Source organism: Thioalkalivibrio sp. AKL17, from assembly GCF_000377885.1.
Taxonomy (GTDB): domain Bacteria; phylum Pseudomonadota; class Gammaproteobacteria; order Ectothiorhodospirales; family Ectothiorhodospiraceae; genus Thioalkalivibrio; species Thioalkalivibrio halophilus.
On record NZ_KB898766.1, the window covers coordinates 345,637 to 363,382 of the forward strand.

Here is a 17,746-nt window from a genome sequence, read left to right on the forward strand (position 1 = left end):
GAAACGCTGATCAATGTGCACGCTCGCGTTGACGCCTGTCACGGCGGGGCGTTCAATGAGCACCCCGCGACCGGCGTGAGGCCGGTGCGCGCCATGCGACCAGGAGTGAAGGATGTCTGAAGGAGAGCCCGCAGGGGCGGTGGCGCAGCAGCTGGTCGACGAGTGGCAGCGGCGCCTCGAACGCTGCCCCGGGCCGGTGCGCGGCCGCGTGCGCGAGCTGGCGGAGCAGCACCGTGCCTCGCTTGCGGAACGGTTCTACGCCGAGATGCTGGCGGACCCGGATGCCTGCGTGTTCCTCGACCACGAGGACGTCAATTCGCGGCTGAACGCGTCGCTGCAGGAATGGATCCGCGGCATCTTCTCGGTGGAGAGCGGCAGCGGCGTGGAAGAACAGGCCGCGCGCCAGGCCCATGTGGGCGGCATCCACGCGCGCATCTCCATCCCCATCCATCTGGTCATGCGCGGCGCGCGCTGCGTGAAGGAGCAGTTCCTGACCCTGCTGGAGCTGGATTCCGCGATGGGGCACGAAATGCGGCTGCAGGCGGCGCGTCACGTCTCCGACAGCATCGACATGGCGATGGAGCTGATGAGCCACGCCTATTCACGCTCGCATGAGCGCAACGCCCGCGCCGAGGAGGCCTACCGTCTGTTCGCGGTGTCGGAGAACCTCGCCAGCGAGAAAGACCGCCAGCGGGCCTGCCTGCTGGACTGGGAGAACGGGCTGATGTTCGATCTGGCCATGGGGGCCTCGGGTGATCAGCTTCCGCGACTGTCGGCCTCCGAGTTCGGCCTGTGGTTCCGGCACAAGGGAGTGGACGCCTTTGGCGGGGCCGCGGAAACCGAGCGGGTGCTGGAGGCCATCGCCCGCATCGACGAGTTCCTGCTGCCGTCGCTGGTCTGCGTCGAGGCCCGACAGCGGCAGGATTACCTGCGTGACGTGCGCGAGCAGGTCCGCAGCATCGACTACCATCTGGGTCAGCTGTTCGAGCGCAGCAACGAACTGGAGTCCGGGCGCGACGTCCTTACCCGGACCCTGAACCGCAAGTTCCTGCCCGTGGTGCTGGGGCGGCACATCGCCAGCGTACAGCAGACCCATGCCCCTTTCGCGGTACTGGCCCTGGATATCGACTATTTCAAGCGGGTCAATGACGAACATGGCCACGAGACCGGCGACCGCATCCTGCAGCAGTTCGCCACGCTGCTGGTCAGCAACTCGCGGGCCGGCGATTACCTCTTTCGCCTGGGCGGCGAGGAATTCCTGATGATGCTGGTGGACGTGGTCCCGCGCGATGCCGAACGCATCGCCGAGAAACTGCGCACCGCGGTCCGTGCCGAGCCGTTCCAGGGTGCCCATGGCCAGCAGCTCGGGCTGACCGTGAGCATCGGACTGGCCAGTCACGACGGCCACCCGGACTACCAGCGCCTGGTGCGCCGGGCCGACGACGCCCTCTACGCCGCCAAGAACAGCGGCCGCGATCAGGTGGCCGTCGCGGACTGAAACCGCTTCCCGACCGGCAGCGGCCGGCCGGCGGTCAGTACATCGCGGCCATCATCTTGCGGCGGTACTGGCTGACCAGCGGATTGTCGTTGCCGAGGGCGTTGAAGGCCGCCAGCAGCCCCTTCTTGCCGGCGTTGTCGCCCTCGTTGTCCTTGTAGTCCGGATGCTGTTTCATCAGTTCCAGGTACAGGCCCAGGGCCTCCTCGTAGCGGCCGTGCAGCATGGAATACGCGGCCAGGGTTTCCAGGGTCTCCGGCGCCGGATCGCCCTGCTGCATCTCCTGTGTCAGCGCCTGCGGGTCGGCGCCGGCGGCTCGGCGGGAGAACCGCAGGTGGGCGCGCAGGGTCTTCACCGCGTCGTCCTCCGCGCGGTTCAGCGGCAACTGGTTGAGCTGCGCCTCGGCGGTATCGGGGTCGCCCGCCTGGGACAGCGCGCGCGCCAGCTCGATGCGCAGATCCGGGTCCTCGGGGAAGGCCTCCAGCGCGGTTTCCAGGGTGGTGCGGGCGGCCGCGGTGTCACCGGCGCGGATCTGCGCGCGGGCCAGTTCGGAGCGCAGGTCCTTGTTGCCCGGATCGACCGCCACGGCCTCTTCCAGCGCGCGCACGGCACCTGCCGCATCCCCGGCCTGCAGGGCGGCCAGGGCCTGCTGGCGGTGGGCGTCGGAGGGGCGCTCGACGTGGCGATCGATCATCTCGCGGATGGTGGACTCCGGCTGTACCCCCATCTGCTGATCCACCACCTCGCCGTGACGAAAGCACATGATGGTGGGCAGGCTGCGCACCCCGTACTGCCCGGCCAGCTCCTGGTTCTCGTCGCTGTTGACCTTGGCCAGCCGGAACGCGCCGCCATAATCTTCGGCGATCTTCTGCAGCAGGGGCATCAGCTGTTTGCAGGGTCCGCACCAGGCGGCCCAGAAGTCGACCAGCACCGGACGCCGGTGCGATTCGTCCAGCACCGCCTGCTGGAAGCTGTCGCGGGTGACGTCGAGAATGGCATCGCCGGTGGCGTTTTCGGCTTCGGTCATCGGAAACCTCCTGGAAGATCGGAATACGGGATATGCGGTGCATTGTTGGGATCGTCCCGGCGATTGCAAGCAGCCCCGCCCCCGCGAGCTCTGGTACGCTGCGCACTGTGCGGCGCGCGGGGCCGCGGGTTTCGTCCGGGGAGTGCTGTTCAGCAGGCCGGGGCCGGCAAAGGGCACGATCAACAAAGGGGTTCCTGAGTGAGCTATTCCGCATCCGACATCGAAGTCCTCGAGGGGCTGGACCCGGTGCGCAAGCGCCCGGGGATGTATACCGACACCGCGCGGCCCAATCATCTCGCCCAGGAGGTCATCGACAACTCGGTGGACGAGGCGGTCAGCGGCTACGCCAGCCGTATCGACGTGGTCCTGCACAAGGACGACTCGGTGTCCGTCACCGATGACGGGCGCGGCATGCCGGTGGACCTGCATCCGCGCGAGAACCGCCCGGGGGTCGAGGTCATCCTGTCCACGCTGCATGCCGGTGGGAAGTTTTCCGACAAGAGCTATCAGTTCTCCGGCGGGCTGCACGGGGTCGGGGTATCGGTGGTCAACGCGCTGTCCGAACGCCTGGACGTGGACATCCGGCGCGACGGCCGGCGCTGGCAGATGGCCTTCGCCGGTGGCCACAAGCTGCAGGACCTCGAAGCGGTCGGCGAGGTCGGCAAGCGCAATACCGGCACCACGCTGCATTTCTGGCCCGATGCGCAGTACTTCGACTCGTCGAAGTTCTCGGTGCCGCGGCTCAAGCACATCCTGCGCGCCAAGGCGGTGCTGTGCCCGGGGCTGACCGTCACCTTCCGCGACGAGACCTCCGGCGAGGCCTGCGAGTGGTGCTACCAGGCCGGTCTGCGCGACTACCTGGTGGAGGCCCTGGAGGGGCTGGAACGCCTGCCGGAAGAACCGTTCATGGGTTCGGTCTCCGGCCACAGCGAGGCGGTGGACTGGGCGGTGACCTGGCTGCCGGACGGCGGCGAGGTGGTGTCCGAGAGCTACGTGAACCTGATCCCCACGACCCAGGGCGGCACCCACGTGAACGGCCTGCGCACCGGGCTGACGGACGCGGTGCGCGAGTTCTGCGAGTTCCGCAATCTCATCCCGCGCGGGATCAAGCTGGCGCCGGAGGACGTGTGGGAGCGGGTCTCCAGCGTGCTGTCGTTCAAGATGCAGGACCCGCAGTTCGCCGGGCAGACCAAGGAACGGCTGTCCTCGCGCCAGGCCGCGCCGTTCATTTCCGGGGTGGTCAAGGATGCCTTCAGCCTGTGGCTGAACCAGCACCCGCAGCAGGGCGAGCGCATCGCCGAGCTGGCGATCCACAACGCGCAGAAGCGCAGCCGCGCGGGGCGCAAGGTGGTGCGCAAGAAGGTGACCCAGGGCCCGACCCTGCCGGGCAAGCTGGCCGACTGCGCCAGCCAGGAGCTGGCGCGCACCGAACTGTTCCTGGTCGAGGGCGACTCCGCCGGTGGCTCCGCCAAGCAGGCGCGCGACCGCGATTTTCAGGCGATCATGCCGCTGCGCGGCAAGATCCTGAACGCCTGGGAAGTGGAGCCCGATCAGGTGCTGGCCTCGCAGGAGATCCACGACATCGCCGTGGCGCTGGGCGTGGATCCGGGGACGCAGAGCCTGGAGGGGCTGCGCTACGGCAAGATCTGCATCCTCGCGGACGCCGATTCCGACGGCGCCCATATCGCCACGCTGCTGTGTGCGCTGTTCCTGAAGCATTTCCGCCCGCTGGTGGAGCAGGGCCACGTGTTCATGGCCATGCCACCGCTGTACCGCATCGATGTCGGCAAGCAGACCTTCTATGCCCTGGACGAGGACGAAAAGGCCGGAGTGCTGGAGCGCATCGAGGCGGAAAAGCTGAAGGGCAAGGTCGCGGTGACCCGCTTCAAGGGGCTGGGCGAGATGAACCCGATGCAGCTGCGCGAGACCACCATGAATCCCGATACCCGCCGGCTGGTGCAACTGACCCTGGATTCGGCCGAGGAGACCGGCAGCCTGATGGACATGCTGCTGGGCAAGAAGCGCGCCGGGGAACGCCGCGCCTGGCTGGAGGGCAAGGGGCACCTGGCCGACGTGGACGTGTGAACGGAGGCCCGTATGTCGCGGCTTTCCATCGACCTGCACGAATGCTTTCGCGATGGCCGGCGCATCGATCAGGCGCTCAACGGCGCGATCGACGAGGCCTGCGAGAAACGCATCAAGACCGTGGAGATTATCCACGGCAAGGGTAGCGGCCAGTTGAAGAAGCGCGTGTTGCGGTTTTTGCAGCAGCCGGAGGTTAAGGCGCGTTACCACCGGGTGGAGAAGGACTCGAAGAACCACGGGCGGCTGTTCGTGCATTTTCGCCACTGAATCCGCGCCTCCGTGTCGGGGCATGCGGCGTCGCGGTTCGTATGCGATAGGATGCGCGCCATGCCGACCGCCCTGCGCCTGTTCGACCGCCTGCCGCTGTGGCTGTTCGCCCTGATCGTGGCGACCGTGGGTCTGTGGCCCTGGCAGCCCGAGCCGGCGATCGCCGGACTGGTGCGTGACCTGCTGGCCGGTGAACTCGCCGGGGTGGCAGGCTGGGGCGGTCTGCTGCTGCACGGGCTGCCGTGGCTGCTGATGGCGCTGCGTCTGGCCCGCCAGAGCCGGAACGGTGCCTGATCGGGTACGCTGCGGACTGCTGCAACAACAACGGGCCCGTCGGGTCCGCCAACCGGCCGCAAGGCCGACACGCGATGACACAGGAGAATCGACCATGCGCTTTATCGTTGCCGTTACCGCCGGAACCGATGACCCCACCCGCGCCACGCTGGGCATGATCGCCGCCAAGGTGGCGAAGGATCAGGGCCACGACGTGACCGTATGGCTGCAGGGCGAGGCGGCGAATATCGCCAACCGCAACGTCTACGACAAGATCGTCGGCCACAACATGCCGGCGATGAAGGACATCGTCGAGGATCTGGTCGACGCCGGCGTGCCGCTGTGGGTCTGCGAGGCCTGCGGCCGCGGTCGGGACGTGAGCCCGGACAACTTCCTGGCCACCGCCGAATACGCCGGCATGGGCCATTACGTGCAGGCGGTGGCCGAGTTTGATCGCTCGATGAGCTTCTGATTCGGGCGGGTTGAACTTCCCGCCCGAACAGTCCGGCCGGCGCCTGCGCGCCGTCCCCGGCGGGGTCCGCGTCCTGCTGACCCTGCTGCTCCTGAACGGGCTGGTCCTGGCCCTGGACATCCCGCGCCACGCGGGCCCGGGGCCGGGGTGGCTGGCCTGGGAGGCCGTGGTCCTGGCCGGACTGTTTGCCGTCCTTCCTCTGGCCACCGCGCGCGTACTGGCGCGGGTCGTGGCCGCCTTCCTCCTTGCACTGATCGTACTGGCGCTGTTCGATGCGCTGGCCCGGGTCAGCCTTGCCCGTCCGCTGAATGTCTACGTGGACATCGGCCTGCTGGATGCCGTCTTCCGGCTGCTGACCGGCAACCTCCCCACTTTCGGCGTGATCCTGGCCGTCGCGGCGCTGCTGGCCGTGATCGGACTGGCGGTGTGGTCGCTGGCGCGTCTGCTGGCGCGCCCGGTCGTGCCCCGGGGCGCGGGTTTCGTGCTGCTGGGCGCGGGCCTCGCCGGGCTCGCGGGCCACGCGACGGGTGTGGAGCCGCCGCGCACGGCGGCGCCGGCGGTGGCGCTGGTAACGGAGCAGGTCGACGGCATGCGCGAGGCGCGGCGCGAGGGCCGCGCGCTGGCGCACCGGCTGGAAGAGGATCCGCAGCTGGCCGAACCCCGGCCGCTGGAGGGCCTGGCCGGCGTCGACGTGGTGGTGGGCCTGATCGAGTCCTACGGGGTCTCGGCGCTGGAGATCCCGCGCTATGCCGAGGTCATCGAGCCGACGCTGGAGGATCTGCAGCAGGATCTCGCCGCGCGGGATCTGCACGCGGTGACCGGGGTGATGAAGGCCCCCGTCGCCGGCGGACAGTCGTGGCTGGCGCACGCCACCCTGCTGTCGGGCGTGGCCGTGCGGCACGCCGGCCAGTATCGCCGGCTGCAGGAGCGGGAGCGGGCGACCCTGGTGCAGGACTTCGCGGCCACCGGCCATCACACGGCCATGCTGGCCCCGGCCATCACCCTCGACTGGCCACAGGGGCGCTGGTTCGGCTGGGACCGTATCCTGGACCGCGACGGCATGGACTACCGCGGGCCCCCGTTCTTCTGGGTCACCATGCCCGACGAATTCAGCTGGTGGCGCTTCGAACAGGATGTGCGACCGGACCCGCAGGGCGGGGAGGCGCCGGTGTTCGCGATGCTCGCGCTGGTCAGCAGCCACGCCCCGTGGACCCCGGTGCTGGACGTGCTGGACGACCCGGATGCGATGGACGACGGGCGGGTGTTCCACGAACAGGCCGGCGCCGGGCCCGCCCCCGAGGTGCTGTGGCGGGACTTCGACCGCGTGCGCGACCATTACGCCGAGGCGGTGCGCTACTCGCTGGAGGTCAGCGGCCACTGGGCGCGCGACCACGTGGACGAGGATACCCTGTTCCTGATGCCGGGCGACCACCAGCCCGCGGCCCTGGTCACCGGCCCGGACCCCTCGTGGGCGGTGCCGGTGCACGTGATCTCCGGGGACCCGGACCTGCTGGAGCCGTTCCGGGCTCGCGGCTTCCACGACGGCTTCGAGCTGCCACCGGCCACCGGGGACAAGGACATCCCCGGGTTCGAGGACCTGCGCGACTGGCTGCACGAGGATTACACCGAGCGCCCCTGATCAACCGGTGGCTGCGTAATCGTTTTGTCGCGCTTTCTCTTTTTTGTAACAAAAATGTTTCGCCTGAATCGATTTTGTTGCAATCTGGGGCCATTGAATATCCAGGATTCGGCGTATGAGCCCATTGGGTTATCGGTGGCTGATTCGTGCGTTCGGACTGCCGTCCGCGTCCCTGCCCGTGTCTTCGAGTCTGGGCACGCGCCTGCGTGAGACATGGCAGGAGGACGGGACGGTCCAGTATGAGTACCCGCCGCAGTACGCAGCCGGTGACGCGCTCGCGAACCAGCTTGAATTCGCGCTGAAGCACGAGGGCGTGAATCTGGCGGTTCTGGCGGACCTGTTCCGTGCCTGTGGCCCCGCACCGATCGAGGCGGCGGTAAGCGAAAAACCCACCGGGCGTTATCGGCGGCTGATGGGGTTCTTCTACGAACGCCTGACCGGGGAGCGCCTCGCGGTCTCGCGGACAGCGGGCGGCAACTACGTGGACGCACTGAACCCCGACCATTATCTGACTGCGCCGGAACCGGAATTCGATCGGCGCTGGCGGGTCCGGGACAACCTTCTGGGGGATGGCGGTTTCTGTCCGGTCATTCGTCGGACGCAGCGCTTGAGAGAGGCCCTGGCCCAGCCGCTGACCGAGGAGCTGTCCGGGCTGGTCGGGGCATTTCCACCGGAACTGTTTGCCCGGGCCAACGACTATCTCTACCTCAAGGAAACGCGCTCGACCTACGGGATCGAACATGAGCCGGAACCGGTCTCCGGGCGTCTCGAGCGCTTCGTGGCATTGCTGCGTGAAGCAGGGCGGGTCCCGCTCGCGGAGCTGCTGGACGAGGCCGGCCTGACACGGCGCCAGAATCTGGTGGTGGACCCGCGCTATGCGGAAAGCGGTTTTCGCTCTGTCCAGAATTACGTGGGCGAGCAGCGGCCGGATTTCACGCAGCGTGTGCACTACGTATGCCCCCCGCCCGGATGGCTGGCCTCGATGATGGAAGGCCTGGCGACGGTGGCTACGCGGAGTCGCGGACTTTCGCCGCTGGTTCGTGCCGCCGCCGTGGGGTTCGGCTTTGTCTTCATTCACCCGTTCGAAGACGGTAACGGGCGGCTCCATCGTTTCCTGATCCACGATCTGCTGCATCGCGACGGATTCGTGGAAGGCGACCTCATGCTTCCGGTATCGGCCACCATGCTGCGTCGAATTACCGAATACGACGCGGTGCTGGAACGTTACTCGCGGCCGCTGATGGAGGAGCGGGTCGATTACCGTCTGGATCCCGAAGGACGGCTGGAGCTGCGGAATCCGGAAGAAGTGGCCAGTTACTATCGGTATCCCGATCTGACGGCCCAGACCGAATACCTCGCGGAAACGGTGGCCCGCACCGTCCGGGAAGATCTGGTGGAAGAACTGCGTTTCCTTCGTGGTCATGATGCCGCACGCCGCGCCGTCCGCGAGATCGTGGATCTGCCGGATCGGCGTCTGGATCTGCTGCTGCGTCTTCTCCACCAGAACGAGGGCCGGCTGTCACGGAACAAGCGCGGTCAGTTCGGCGAGATCGAGGATCATGAACTCGAACGGATCGAGCAGGTCTGGCAGCAGGCATTCATGCTCACGGACGGCTGACGGGAGGTAGAGGCATGCGCATCGTTGTCGCTCTGGGAGGCAACGCCCTGCTGCAGCGGGGGGAGACGCCCTCGGCCGCGAATCAGCGGCACAACGCGCGGCGCGCAGCTGCGGCCATCGCCGGCCTGGCGGCGGAGCACGAGGTGATCGTGACCCACGGCAACGGCCCGCAGGTGGGGCTGCTGGCGAACCAGGCGGAATGCGACCGCATCGCCTGGCCGCTGGACGTGGTGGGTGCGGAGAGCCACGGGATGATCGGCTACATCCTCGCGCAGGAGCTGCACAACGCACTGGGACATGATCGCGTGGCAAGCCTGCTGACGCAGACCGAGGTCGACCCGCGGGACCCGGCCTTCGACGAGCCGAGCAAGTTCATCGGACCGACCTACGCCGAGGAGGCCGCGCGGCGCCTGGCACAGGAGCGTGACTGGCGCATCGCCCGCGACGGCAAGGCCTGGCGGCGGGTGGTGGGCTCGCCCGAGCCGCGCGCGTTGCTGGGGGTGCCCGCGATCCGGACCCTGGCGGCCAGCGGGACGCTGGTGGTGTGTGCCGGCGGCGGCGGGGTGCCGGTGGCGCGCGATGCCGACGGCCGGCTCTCGGGTGTGGAGGCGGTGGTGGACAAGGATCTTGCGGCGGCCCTGCTGACCGCCGAGGTGGAGGCCGATGCCCTGCTGATGCTCACCGATGTCGATGCGGTCTATGCCGACTGGGGCACGGACCGGGCCCGGCGGCTGGACCGCCTGAAGGCCAGCGACATTGATCCGGCCGAATGGCCGCCGGGGTCCATGGGGCCCAAGCTGGATGCGGCGCGGCGGGTGGCCGCGGGCGGCCGCATGGCGGGCATCGGGGCGCTGGGGTCGGCCGCGGCCATCCTCGCCGGTACCGCCGGGACCCGGGTGACCCCGTAACGGACGTGCCCCCGGTTGCGACCCGAGTTCTTGGCGCCGCGCCCTTGCGCCGGCACGCTGATGGCGAAGCCTTCGGAGGAGATTGGAAAGACATGAACATCCGGAAGATAAGTCCGGCCCTGCTGCTGGCCGCCGGCCTGTGGCTGGCCGGTTGCGACGGCGAACCGCAGGCGGAGGACGGTCCGCCTCAGGCCCTCGGCGATCGCCAGATGGAGCCGCAGCCAACGGATAACGAGGGCGTGCGGCGCCCGCAGCAGCGGGGCATGCCGGCCGCCGACGTCAAGCGCACCGACGACGACTGACGCCGCCGGGCGTCACCACATCAGGTCGTCGGGCACCACGTAATCCGCATACGGGTCGTCGGCGGCCGGTTCGCTGTCCGCGGCCTCCTCGGCGGGGATGACCAGCGGCCACTGCGGGTCGCGCTCGCGGATGCGATCCGCGGACTCGCGGGGCACCAGGCGAAAACCGGCCTCCGGTCGGTGGTCCAGGCCGGCGATCGCGGCGCGTCCGTCGGCCAGCTGGCGCCGCAGGGCCGGCGTGACCGGCAGGCTGCGGATCCGCCCGCCCTGCTGGAAGTGATAGTCCTCGGCGTCCTCGCCGGCGGGCACCGGATACAGGTTGGAACTGACCAGCTCGCGCAGCTGGGCGGTTAGGGCCTTGCGCGCGGCGCGGGCCTGGCGTTCCTCGTTCTTGCGCCGCGAGCGTTCGGCCTGTTCCGCCTGACGCTGTTCGGCGGCCGTGGGCTCGGCCGCGGGTGGCGCCGCCTTCTTCGGCTTTTTGGCCTTTTTCTTGCCCTTGTGCTGTTCGCTGCGGGCCTTCTTGACCTGCTTTTCGTCGACCAGGCCGGTCTTGAGGAGCTGGTCGCGCATTGCGTCGGACATGTTCGGTTGCCGTCTGGCTGAGTGGAACCTGTCAGGATAGCCGGAACCGGGGGCTGCGTGCAGGGGCGGTCCGGGTGTGGTCGGTGTTTTGCCGGCGCGGCGGCTCAGGGGAGGCCCGGGACCGAGGCCGAGGCGAGTTCGGCGGCCCCTGCGGAGCGCTCGGCCGGCGGGAGCCCGGGCTCGAGGCGGGCGAGGCGCTCCTCGATGGTGGCCGCGCACGGGCGCAGGTACGGGTCCGCAGTGGCGGCCGGAGGCGGGCATTCCCGCAGCAGGTGCAGCGCCCCCAGGTGCTCCGCGCGCAATTCCAGCTCCAGCAGGGCGCGGTACAGGGCATGCCGTTCGGGGGTGTGCAGGCGTCGGCGCAGGGCCCGGATCCGGAGGGTGGTGCGGGTACTCCAGTCGCGTGCCCGGGCGTGCAGCCGATCGAGATCGTCGGCGGCCAGTGGACCGGGGTGCCAGGCGGCGAACAGCACCCGAATCACGTCAGCCCCATGGTGATCCTGCCAGGCCATCAGCCGCTCGTGCAGCGCCGGATCGTTCCAGGCGGTCTCGGCGAACGACCAGAAATCCCCGGTCGCCCGGGTGTCAGGCACTGCTGGCGGCGGATGTGCTGACGCCGGCCGTGGTCCGCAGGGCATCCAGGTCGGGGATGTGCAGGTCGCGGGTGTGCAGCTCGATCAGACCCTGGCGCCGCATCTGCGTGAACAGCCGGCTGATGGTTTCCTGGGTCAGGCCCAGGTGGTTGGCGATGTCCGCGCGCGACATCGGCAGGATGAAGCGGTCGGCCGCAAGCCCGCGTGCCTGGTGGCGCTGGGACAGCGAGAGCAGAAAGGTGGCCAGGCGCTGTTCCGCGCTGCGCTGGCCGAGCAGGGCGTGCAGGTTTTCCTCGCTGGCCAGGCCGCGGCTCATCACCCCCATCAGGTGCTGCCGGAACGTGGGCAGGCGGCCGGACAGCTCATCCACCAGCGACCACGGGACCGCACAGACACTGGTGGACTCCAGCGCGATGGCGGTGACCGGGTGGGACCCCTGGTGAATGGCGTCCAGCCCCAGGAGCTCGCCGGCCAGTGCAAAGCCGGTGATCTGTTCGGTCCCGTCGTCTCCCATCAGTACCGTCTTCATCGTGCCGGTGCGCACGGCGTACAGATATTCAAACGGCGACCCCATGGAGAACAGCGTGCTGCCTTTCTCGATCGGCCGGCGCTGCTGCACGATCTCGTCGAGCTGCCATAGCTCGGTGTCGGGCAACCCCATGGGCAGGCACAACTGGCGCAGGGTGCACTGATCGCAGGCTTGAGTCGGGCGCAAGGTCATGGCCGGAGGGTAGCCCGTTTGCCGCAATGTGGGAAGACGCTGCGGGTTTTTACGCCGGCGTTCGCGGTGGCGGTGTTCCCCGGATGCACTACGCTTGATGCGTTGGTACAACGGATGATGTGCGGACCGGCTCCACTGGACGGGCTCGGAGGTGAGAGTTAGACTCAGTATAAAAATAGCCGGACACGGAATCGTGCCGGATTTCAGGGAATCGAGGGCACTCAGTAATGATTGAACGGATGCTGGAACAGCATGTTCGCCACGGGACGCTGACCCTGCGTCGCCCGGATGGCACCGAGCAGCGTTTTGGCAGCGGCGAGCCGGAAGTGGTCATGCGGCTGCATGATGCCAGCGCCCTGAAGCGCATCGCGCGGGATCCCGGCTTCGAGCTGGGCGAGACCTACATGGACGGGCTGTGGTCGCCTGGGCCGGAGGGGCTGCGGGCCTTTCTTGATATGACCATGCGCAATTTTGCGCCGATGTTCCAGAAACGGGTCGGCTTTCTCACACGCACGCTGCGCGGGCTGATGGAGCAGGGCAATCGTGTGGCGCGCAGCTACAAGAATATCTCTCACCATTACGACGTGGACGAATGGTTGTTCCGGCGCTTCCTCGACGAGGGGATGTTCTACAGCTGCGCCTATTTCGCCGAGCCGGGGATGACCCTGGAGGAGGCGCAGCAGGCGAAGTGCGAGGTCCTGCGCCGGAAACTGTGCCTGGAGCCCGGCATGCGCGTGCTGGACATTGGCTGCGGCTGGGGCGGGCTGGCGATGTATCTGGCCGAGCACGCGGATGTTCGGGTCGACGGCATCACCCTGTCGCGCGAGCAGCTGCGGGTAGCGCAGGACGAGGCGAAGCGCCGGGGTCTGGAGCATAAAGTGCGGTTTCTCTATCAGGATTACCGCGAGCACGAGGATCAGTACGACCGGATCGTCAGTGTCGGCATGTTCGAACACGTGGGGCAGCCGAACTACGGCACCTTTTTCCACCGGGTCAACGAGCTGCTCAAGCCAGAGGGGATCGCGGTGCTCCACACCATCGGTCGCCAGGAGCCGCCGGCCACGGCCAACCCCTGGCTGAAGAAATACATCTTCCCCGGCGGTTACACCCCCGCCCTGTCCGAGGTGATGGAAGCGCTGGAGCCCACGCCGCTGTACACCACCGACATCGAATTCTGGCGGCTGCACTATGCCGAAACCCTGGCCGAATGGTACCGGCGCTTTCAGGCAGTCCGTGAAGACGCGGCGGCCAGTTTCGACGAGCGCTTCTGCCGCATGTGGGAGTTCTATCTGGCGAGCTGCGAGGGCACCTTCCGCTGGTGGAAGCAGGTGGTGTTCCATATCCAGATGGCGCGCCGGCAGGATGCCGTTCCGCTCACCCGCGACTATCTCTGCGGGCGGGAAGACCCCGGGATGCGTTCGGTGCCGCCGGCGGACGAGCTGATTTCTTCCGCGCGGTGAACCCCGGGCTCCGGCACGGGTCCAGTGTGGATTCCCGTCGTCGCTGACGGCGACGCGCAGGGCTTGCGCGCTTTACACTGACCGGGGTTTCCGGTGTTCGGGGAGTAGGGGTGTTCCGCCTTTTTCGTCAACGCAAATCCGAGGCCCCGGGCGCCCCGGAACCGCAGGAGTCGACTCAGGACCAGGTCCTGATCGAGGCTGCGGGACGCAGCCGCATCACCGAGGTGGCGACCAGTGCCCGCAAGGTCCCGTGGTCGCTGAACCTGCTGCAGCTTTTGTGGGCGGCCGGCCCCGTGACCTTCCTCGCGATGCAGGGCGGCTACTTCCTCGGGTTCGGCCATGCGGCTCCCACCCAGAATTTCGTCTTCTTCGCGGTCTATACCCTGCTGTTCGGGGTGATCGGCCTGATCGCCCGCTTCGTCGCCGATGCCACGCGGGGAAGGCGGCAGGAGCGCTCGCAGGTCCAGCTGCGCAACACGATCGATTTGCTGCCGGATCTGCTGTTCGCGACCCGCGACCTGGCCATGGGCGAGATGACGCCGGACATGCGGCGGCGGCAGTCGGCGGCGGTGCTGCTGCACGAGGTCGAGGTATCGCCGGAAGCGGTGGCGGTCGCGGTGCGCGAGATGACTGGCGACCCGACGCTGGCCTCCACCGCCGAGCAGATCGAGATCTACCGGCGCCTGGGGCTGCATGCGCGGGTAGCGGACCTGGTGGAGGCCACCGCCGATGCCCGCATGGCCGCGCTGGAGCGCCTGCATGCGGAGGATTCGGAGCTGGCGGAATTGCTGCGCGACCGGCTGCAGGGGGTTGCGCCCACCCGCGAGGAGGGAGTGCGTCGCATCGACCAGTTCCTCGAGCGCCTGTTCTCGGCGGCGGATGCCGACGATCTGTCCCGCTGCAGCCTGGACGACGTGCAGGCGATCTTTGTGCTGGCCTTCGAGTTGATGAACGGGCGTCAGATCAAGCGCCTGACCTTCGAATGGTCCGGGTCGTGGCAGTTGGGGCGGGCCCTGGATCGACTGGAATACCAGGGCAATCGCTTCCGCGTGGCTCAGGCCGGGGTCATCAGTCGTCTGCGTTCGCTGGCCATGTTGCTGGCACACAGCGAGACCAGCGGCATCACCCAGCAGCATCTGCGCGAACCGCTGCCGGTGCTGGGCCAGCAGGTGCTGGCAGGCCTGCATGCCATGCTGGCGGCCGAACCGGACGTCCGCACCGCGGACGGCCGTATCCTGGGGGTCGCGATGGCGCAGGTGGACGAGCTGCGCGAGGCGCGCAACCGGTTGATGCAGGCGCAGAGCCGCTATGGCGACGCGGCGGAGCGCTGGGGAGCCCTGCGCCGCCGCGAACGCGACCGCAAGGGGGGGCGGCGCTGGGAAATGCGTTCGGCGCGGCGCATCCGCGTGTCCGAGGAGCTGATCGAGCTGGATGACAACCAGAAGATCCGGCTGGCCGACGGGCTGTGCGAATACCTCGAGGAGCTGCAGATCCGGCGCGAGGGTGATTTCATCTATTTCGGCAAGAAACCGCTCGACAACGAGACCGCCAAGCGCATCGGGATCCAGCTGGCGCTGTTGCTGGACCCGCTGGTGGATCTGACCAACCCGAGTATCCAGCGTGCGATCTATTCCAGTCCGGCGGCCTATCTTGGCGGCCTGTATGTGGGCATGAGTGCCGACGCCAAGGCCGGGCTGGGATCGGCCATGGTGCGCATGGTGCGCCAGGACCTCGGCCGGACGGCCGAGTGGCTGGCCCTGCGCCTGACCCGGGTCTATCACCTCCCGCTGACCGAGGGCCTGCGCGAATTCCTCCAGCGTCAGTACGGGGCCAACCCGGAGCGACTGGCGATGCTGGCGCAGAACACCGGAGATGAATCCCACCATCCCGTGGCCCTGCGGGCCGAGCGCTCGCCCGAGTTCGACGCCATGCTCCAGGACAAGGAATGGGGCCGCCTGCTGCGTCGTGGCGCCCGCTATCGCCAGGCCGAGGAGGCGCGGCAGAACTGAATGCCGCGCGGTCGGCCGGAGAGCGCGGGTGGAAAATCAGGGGGCCCTCATGTACCCTGCGTCCCGTTCCTCGGTGCCCTGGCGGTTTCGCCGCCGGGTTAAACGGGAAGTCCGGTGAGCGCTCACGCGCGAGTCCGGCGCTGCCCCCGCAACGGTGATCGAGCGCGGATCCATTCCGGAGTCCTTCGGCAGTGGATCCTCGAGGCTGGCGGCCGAATGCCACTGTGTCATGGACACGGGAAGGCGCCGCCCGCCGGGAATGTCCCGCTCGTCAGCCCGGAGACCGGCCGGGGAATGGTCGTGCGGCACGCGGAGGGCGTGCGAGACGGATGACCGTTCCCGCCACGGGTCCCCGTACCCGTTTCCCGCCGGGAATGCGTTCCTCGTCTTCATCCCTCGCGCCGGCGCGATCCCCGTGAACCAGCGGCGTGCGGGCGGCTCGCCGGGAGATCCGAAGACATGAAACGCAGCATCCTTTCCGCAGCCATCGTTGCAGCCGTGTCCCCGGCCGTGGCCGACGAGGCGCCGGGCACCGACTCCGACTCCGCGACCCTGGAACCCGTTCAGGTCACTGCGACCCGTCTCAGCCATACCGTGGACGAGGCCCTGGCCTCGGTGACGGTCATCGACCGCGAAGAGATCGAACGCCTGCAGCCGCGCCAGTTCACCGATCTGGTGGAGGGACGCGCTGGGGTCTCGGTGGCGGGTAATGGCCCGTTCGGCAAGACGTCCAGTGTCTTCCTTCGGGGAACGAACTCCGATCACCACCTGATGCTGATCGACGGCGTGCGCATGGGCTCGGCCACCAGCGGCGGTGCCAGCTGGCAGTTCCTGCCGCCCGAGGAGATCGATCGCGTGGAGATCGTGCGCGGGCCGCGCACCTCCATCTACGGCTCCGATGCCATCGGCGGCGTGACCCAGGTCTTCAGCCGCGCGGGCCGCGAAGGGCCGCCGCGGGTCAATGCCTTCCTTGGCGCCGGCAGCTTCAGCACCTGGGAGGCCGGGCTCGGCGTGGCCGGCGGCACCGGGCGCACCGATTACAGCCTGTCCGTCAGCATGTTCGATACCGAGGGCATCGACGTGCAGGACGACGTGGGTGACGACGATCCGGATGGCTATGACAACACCTCGCTGGCCGGCAAGGTTGCCCACCGCCTCGACAACGGGATCGAACTTTTCGGCAATGTCCTCTATTCCGAAGGCAATACCGAGTTCGATGGTTTCGAGGATGAAACCGATTTCGTCCATGCGGCGATGCAGGCCGGTCTCCGGTTGCCCGTTCTTGATCGCTGGGATACCGAGCTTGCAGTGGCCCATAGTCGGGACGAAAACGACAATTTCGCGGGCGGATTTTTCTCTTCGAGATTCGATACGAAGCGGGATCAGCTGACCTGGCGCAACGATGTCCGCCTGGGTGAACGCACCGACCTGATCGCCGGCGTGGATGCCTACGAGGACCGTGTCGACAGTACCGCCGACTACGACGAAGACTCACGTTATAACGTGGGTGTCTATTCGGTCGTGCGCACCGAACTCGGTAACCACGATCTGGAAGGCTCGCTGCGCTACGACGACAACGAGCAGTTCGGTGACAAGACCACCGGCCAGGTCGCCTGGGGCATGCAGGCAACCGACGCCCTGCGGCTGCGCGCCAGCTACGGCACCGCGTTCAAGGCACCCACCTTCAATGAGCTCTACTTCCCCGGATTCGGCAACCCCGATCTTGAGCCCGAGGAATCCCGTACCGCGGAGCTGGGTGCCCGGTATTCGGCCAGCCTCGCCTACGTGGATGTGGCGGTGTTCGAAACACGCGTGGATGAATTGATCGACAACCGGCTGGTCGGCGGCCAGTTCCTGCCGGTGAATGTGGACGAAGCGCGGATCCGGGGTCTCGAACTGGAAGGCGGGCATGACCTTGGGCCGTGGAATGCCCGGGTCTCCCTGACCCTGCTGGATACGGAAAATCGTGACACCGGCAATGAACTGCGTCGCCGTCCGCCGGCGTCAGCCCGTTTCGACCTGGACCGCCGGATCGGTGATTTCTCCGTGGGCGGTACGCTCCTTGCCCGCAGCCGCAGCTACAACGATGCTGACAATGACGAGCGGCTCTCGGGCTACGGCACCATGAATCTGCGTGCGGCCTATCGATTTGATCCGGAATGGAGTATCGAGGCTTCGCTGTCGAATCTTTTCGATCGCGACTACGTGGTCGCGCGTGACTCGTTCAACGATGCCGATTACAACAACCCCGGCCGCGCCGCGTTCGTGAAACTGCGTTATCAGCAGCAGAGGTAA

At 67.8% G+C, this 17,746-nt stretch carries 16 protein-coding genes and 1 riboswitch; of the genes, 12 read left to right on the forward strand and 4 right to left on the reverse strand.

Annotated features, from left to right (window positions below; genetic code table 11):
- Positions 1 to 139: 139 nt before the first annotated feature.
- A complete protein-coding gene (locus tag D577_RS0107760) occupies positions 140 to 1,498 on the forward strand; it encodes a diguanylate cyclase (protein WP_018946944.1) in 1,359 nt (452 codons plus the stop codon).
- A 34-nt stretch (positions 1,499 to 1,532) separates the two neighbouring features.
- On the opposite strand, the gene trxA is transcribed toward D577_RS0107760, so the two are convergent.
- Positions 1,533 to 2,522: a thioredoxin gene (gene trxA / locus D577_RS0107765; protein ID WP_018946945.1), complete on the reverse strand. Its 990-nt coding sequence runs from the start codon at positions 2,520 to 2,522 to the stop codon at positions 1,533 to 1,535.
- Positions 2,523 to 2,720: 198 nt separating this feature from the next.
- Between trxA and parE the strand changes: the two genes are divergently transcribed.
- From parE to D577_RS0107805, 8 genes are all read left to right on the forward strand, one after another.
- Positions 2,721 to 4,607, forward strand: coding sequence for a DNA topoisomerase IV subunit B (parE, locus tag D577_RS0107770; RefSeq protein ID WP_018946946.1), 1,887 nt, complete (start codon positions 2,721 to 2,723; stop codon positions 4,605 to 4,607).
- Positions 4,608 to 4,619: 12 nt separating this feature from the next.
- Positions 4,620 to 4,874: a Smr/MutS family protein gene (locus tag D577_RS0107775; protein WP_018870239.1), complete on the forward strand. Its 255-nt coding sequence runs from the start codon at positions 4,620 to 4,622 to the stop codon at positions 4,872 to 4,874.
- Between the two features lie 60 nt (positions 4,875 to 4,934).
- A complete protein-coding gene (locus tag D577_RS0107780; protein WP_018946947.1) occupies positions 4,935 to 5,168 on the forward strand; it encodes a hypothetical protein in 234 nt (77 codons plus the stop codon).
- Positions 5,169 to 5,262: 94 nt separating this feature from the next.
- Positions 5,263 to 5,619, forward strand: a complete 357-nt coding sequence (locus tag D577_RS0107785; RefSeq protein WP_018946948.1) for a DsrE family protein — start codon at positions 5,263 to 5,265, stop codon at positions 5,617 to 5,619.
- A 10-nt stretch (positions 5,620 to 5,629) separates the two neighbouring features.
- Positions 5,630 to 7,258 carry a hypothetical protein gene (locus tag D577_RS0107790; RefSeq protein WP_018946949.1) on the forward strand — a complete coding sequence of 543 codons (1,629 nt, stop codon included), beginning with the start codon at positions 5,630 to 5,632 and terminating at the stop codon, positions 7,256 to 7,258.
- A gap of 115 nt (positions 7,259 to 7,373) precedes the next feature.
- On the forward strand, positions 7,374 to 8,876 hold the full coding sequence (locus tag D577_RS0107795) for a Fic family protein (RefSeq protein ID WP_244263439.1): 1,503 nt from the start codon (positions 7,374 to 7,376) through the stop codon (positions 8,874 to 8,876).
- A 14-nt stretch (positions 8,877 to 8,890) separates the two neighbouring features.
- The gene (locus D577_RS0107800; RefSeq protein WP_018946951.1) at positions 8,891 to 9,784 is read left to right on the forward strand and encodes a carbamate kinase; all 894 of its coding nucleotides are present in this window, start codon (positions 8,891 to 8,893) and stop codon (positions 9,782 to 9,784) included.
- Between the two features lie 92 nt (positions 9,785 to 9,876).
- A complete protein-coding gene (locus D577_RS0107805; protein ID WP_018946952.1) occupies positions 9,877 to 10,086 on the forward strand; it encodes a hypothetical protein in 210 nt (69 codons plus the stop codon).
- 12 nt (positions 10,087 to 10,098) lie between these two features.
- Here the strand turns inward: D577_RS0107805 and D577_RS0107810 are convergent, their stop codons facing one another.
- The 3 genes from D577_RS0107810 to fnr all read right to left on the reverse strand — a co-directional run bounded on the left by D577_RS0107810 (position 10,099) and on the right by fnr (position 11,982).
- A complete protein-coding gene (locus tag D577_RS0107810; protein ID WP_018946953.1) occupies positions 10,099 to 10,668 on the reverse strand; it encodes a DUF2058 domain-containing protein in 570 nt (189 codons plus the stop codon).
- 104 nt (positions 10,669 to 10,772) lie between these two features.
- Positions 10,773 to 11,261: a DUF2390 domain-containing protein gene (locus D577_RS0107815; RefSeq protein WP_018946954.1), complete on the reverse strand. Its 489-nt coding sequence runs from the start codon at positions 11,259 to 11,261 to the stop codon at positions 10,773 to 10,775.
- Entirely contained in the window at positions 11,254 to 11,982 is a 729-nt protein-coding gene (gene fnr / locus D577_RS0107820) for a fumarate/nitrate reduction transcriptional regulator Fnr (protein ID WP_026288973.1), read from the reverse strand. The genes D577_RS0107815 and fnr overlap by 8 nt, the downstream gene beginning before the upstream one ends.
- A gap of 227 nt (positions 11,983 to 12,209) precedes the next feature.
- Between fnr and D577_RS0107825 the strand changes: the two genes are divergently transcribed.
- The 3 genes from D577_RS0107825 (at position 12,210) to D577_RS0107835 (ending at position 17,746) form a co-directional block, all read left to right on the forward strand.
- A complete protein-coding gene (locus D577_RS0107825) occupies positions 12,210 to 13,442 on the forward strand; it encodes a cyclopropane-fatty-acyl-phospholipid synthase family protein (protein ID WP_018946956.1) in 1,233 nt (410 codons plus the stop codon).
- 110 nt (positions 13,443 to 13,552) lie between these two features.
- Positions 13,553 to 15,451, forward strand: coding sequence for a hypothetical protein (locus D577_RS0107830; RefSeq protein WP_018946957.1), 1,899 nt, complete (start codon positions 13,553 to 13,555; stop codon positions 15,449 to 15,451).
- A 54-nt stretch (positions 15,452 to 15,505) separates the two neighbouring features.
- A riboswitch (cobalamin riboswitch) is annotated at positions 15,506 to 15,758 on the forward strand.
- A 152-nt stretch (positions 15,759 to 15,910) separates the two neighbouring features.
- Positions 15,911 to 17,746, forward strand: a complete 1,836-nt coding sequence (locus tag D577_RS0107835) for a TonB-dependent receptor domain-containing protein (RefSeq protein ID WP_018946958.1) — start codon at positions 15,911 to 15,913, stop codon at positions 17,744 to 17,746.

Bases quoted from the DNA above. Each gene is read 5' to 3' on its own strand.
- trxA (WP_018946945.1), bottom strand. From the start codon at position 2,522: ATGACCGAAGCCGAAAACGCCACCGGCGATGCCATTCTCGACGTCACC.
- D577_RS0107775 (WP_018870239.1), top strand. From the start codon at position 4,620: ATGTCGCGGCTTTCCATCGACCTGCACGAATGCTTTCGCGATGGCCGG.
- D577_RS0107780 (WP_018946947.1), top strand. From the start codon at position 4,935: ATGCCGACCGCCCTGCGCCTGTTCGACCGCCTGCCGCTGTGGCTGTTC.
- D577_RS0107785 (WP_018946948.1), top strand. From the start codon at position 5,263: ATGCGCTTTATCGTTGCCGTTACCGCCGGAACCGATGACCCCACCCGC.
- D577_RS0107795 (WP_244263439.1), top strand. From the start codon at position 7,374: ATGAGCCCATTGGGTTATCGGTGGCTGATTCGTGCGTTCGGACTGCCG.
- D577_RS0107800 (WP_018946951.1), top strand. From the start codon at position 8,891: ATGCGCATCGTTGTCGCTCTGGGAGGCAACGCCCTGCTGCAGCGGGGG.
- D577_RS0107805 (WP_018946952.1), top strand. From the start codon at position 9,877: ATGAACATCCGGAAGATAAGTCCGGCCCTGCTGCTGGCCGCCGGCCTG.
- D577_RS0107810 (WP_018946953.1), bottom strand. From the start codon at position 10,668: ATGTCCGACGCAATGCGCGACCAGCTCCTCAAGACCGGCCTGGTCGAC.
- fnr (WP_026288973.1), bottom strand. From the start codon at position 11,982: ATGACCTTGCGCCCGACTCAAGCCTGCGATCAGTGCACCCTGCGCCAG.
- D577_RS0107825 (WP_018946956.1), top strand. From the start codon at position 12,210: ATGATTGAACGGATGCTGGAACAGCATGTTCGCCACGGGACGCTGACC.
- D577_RS0107835 (WP_018946958.1), top strand. From the start codon at position 15,911: ATGAAACGCAGCATCCTTTCCGCAGCCATCGTTGCAGCCGTGTCCCCG.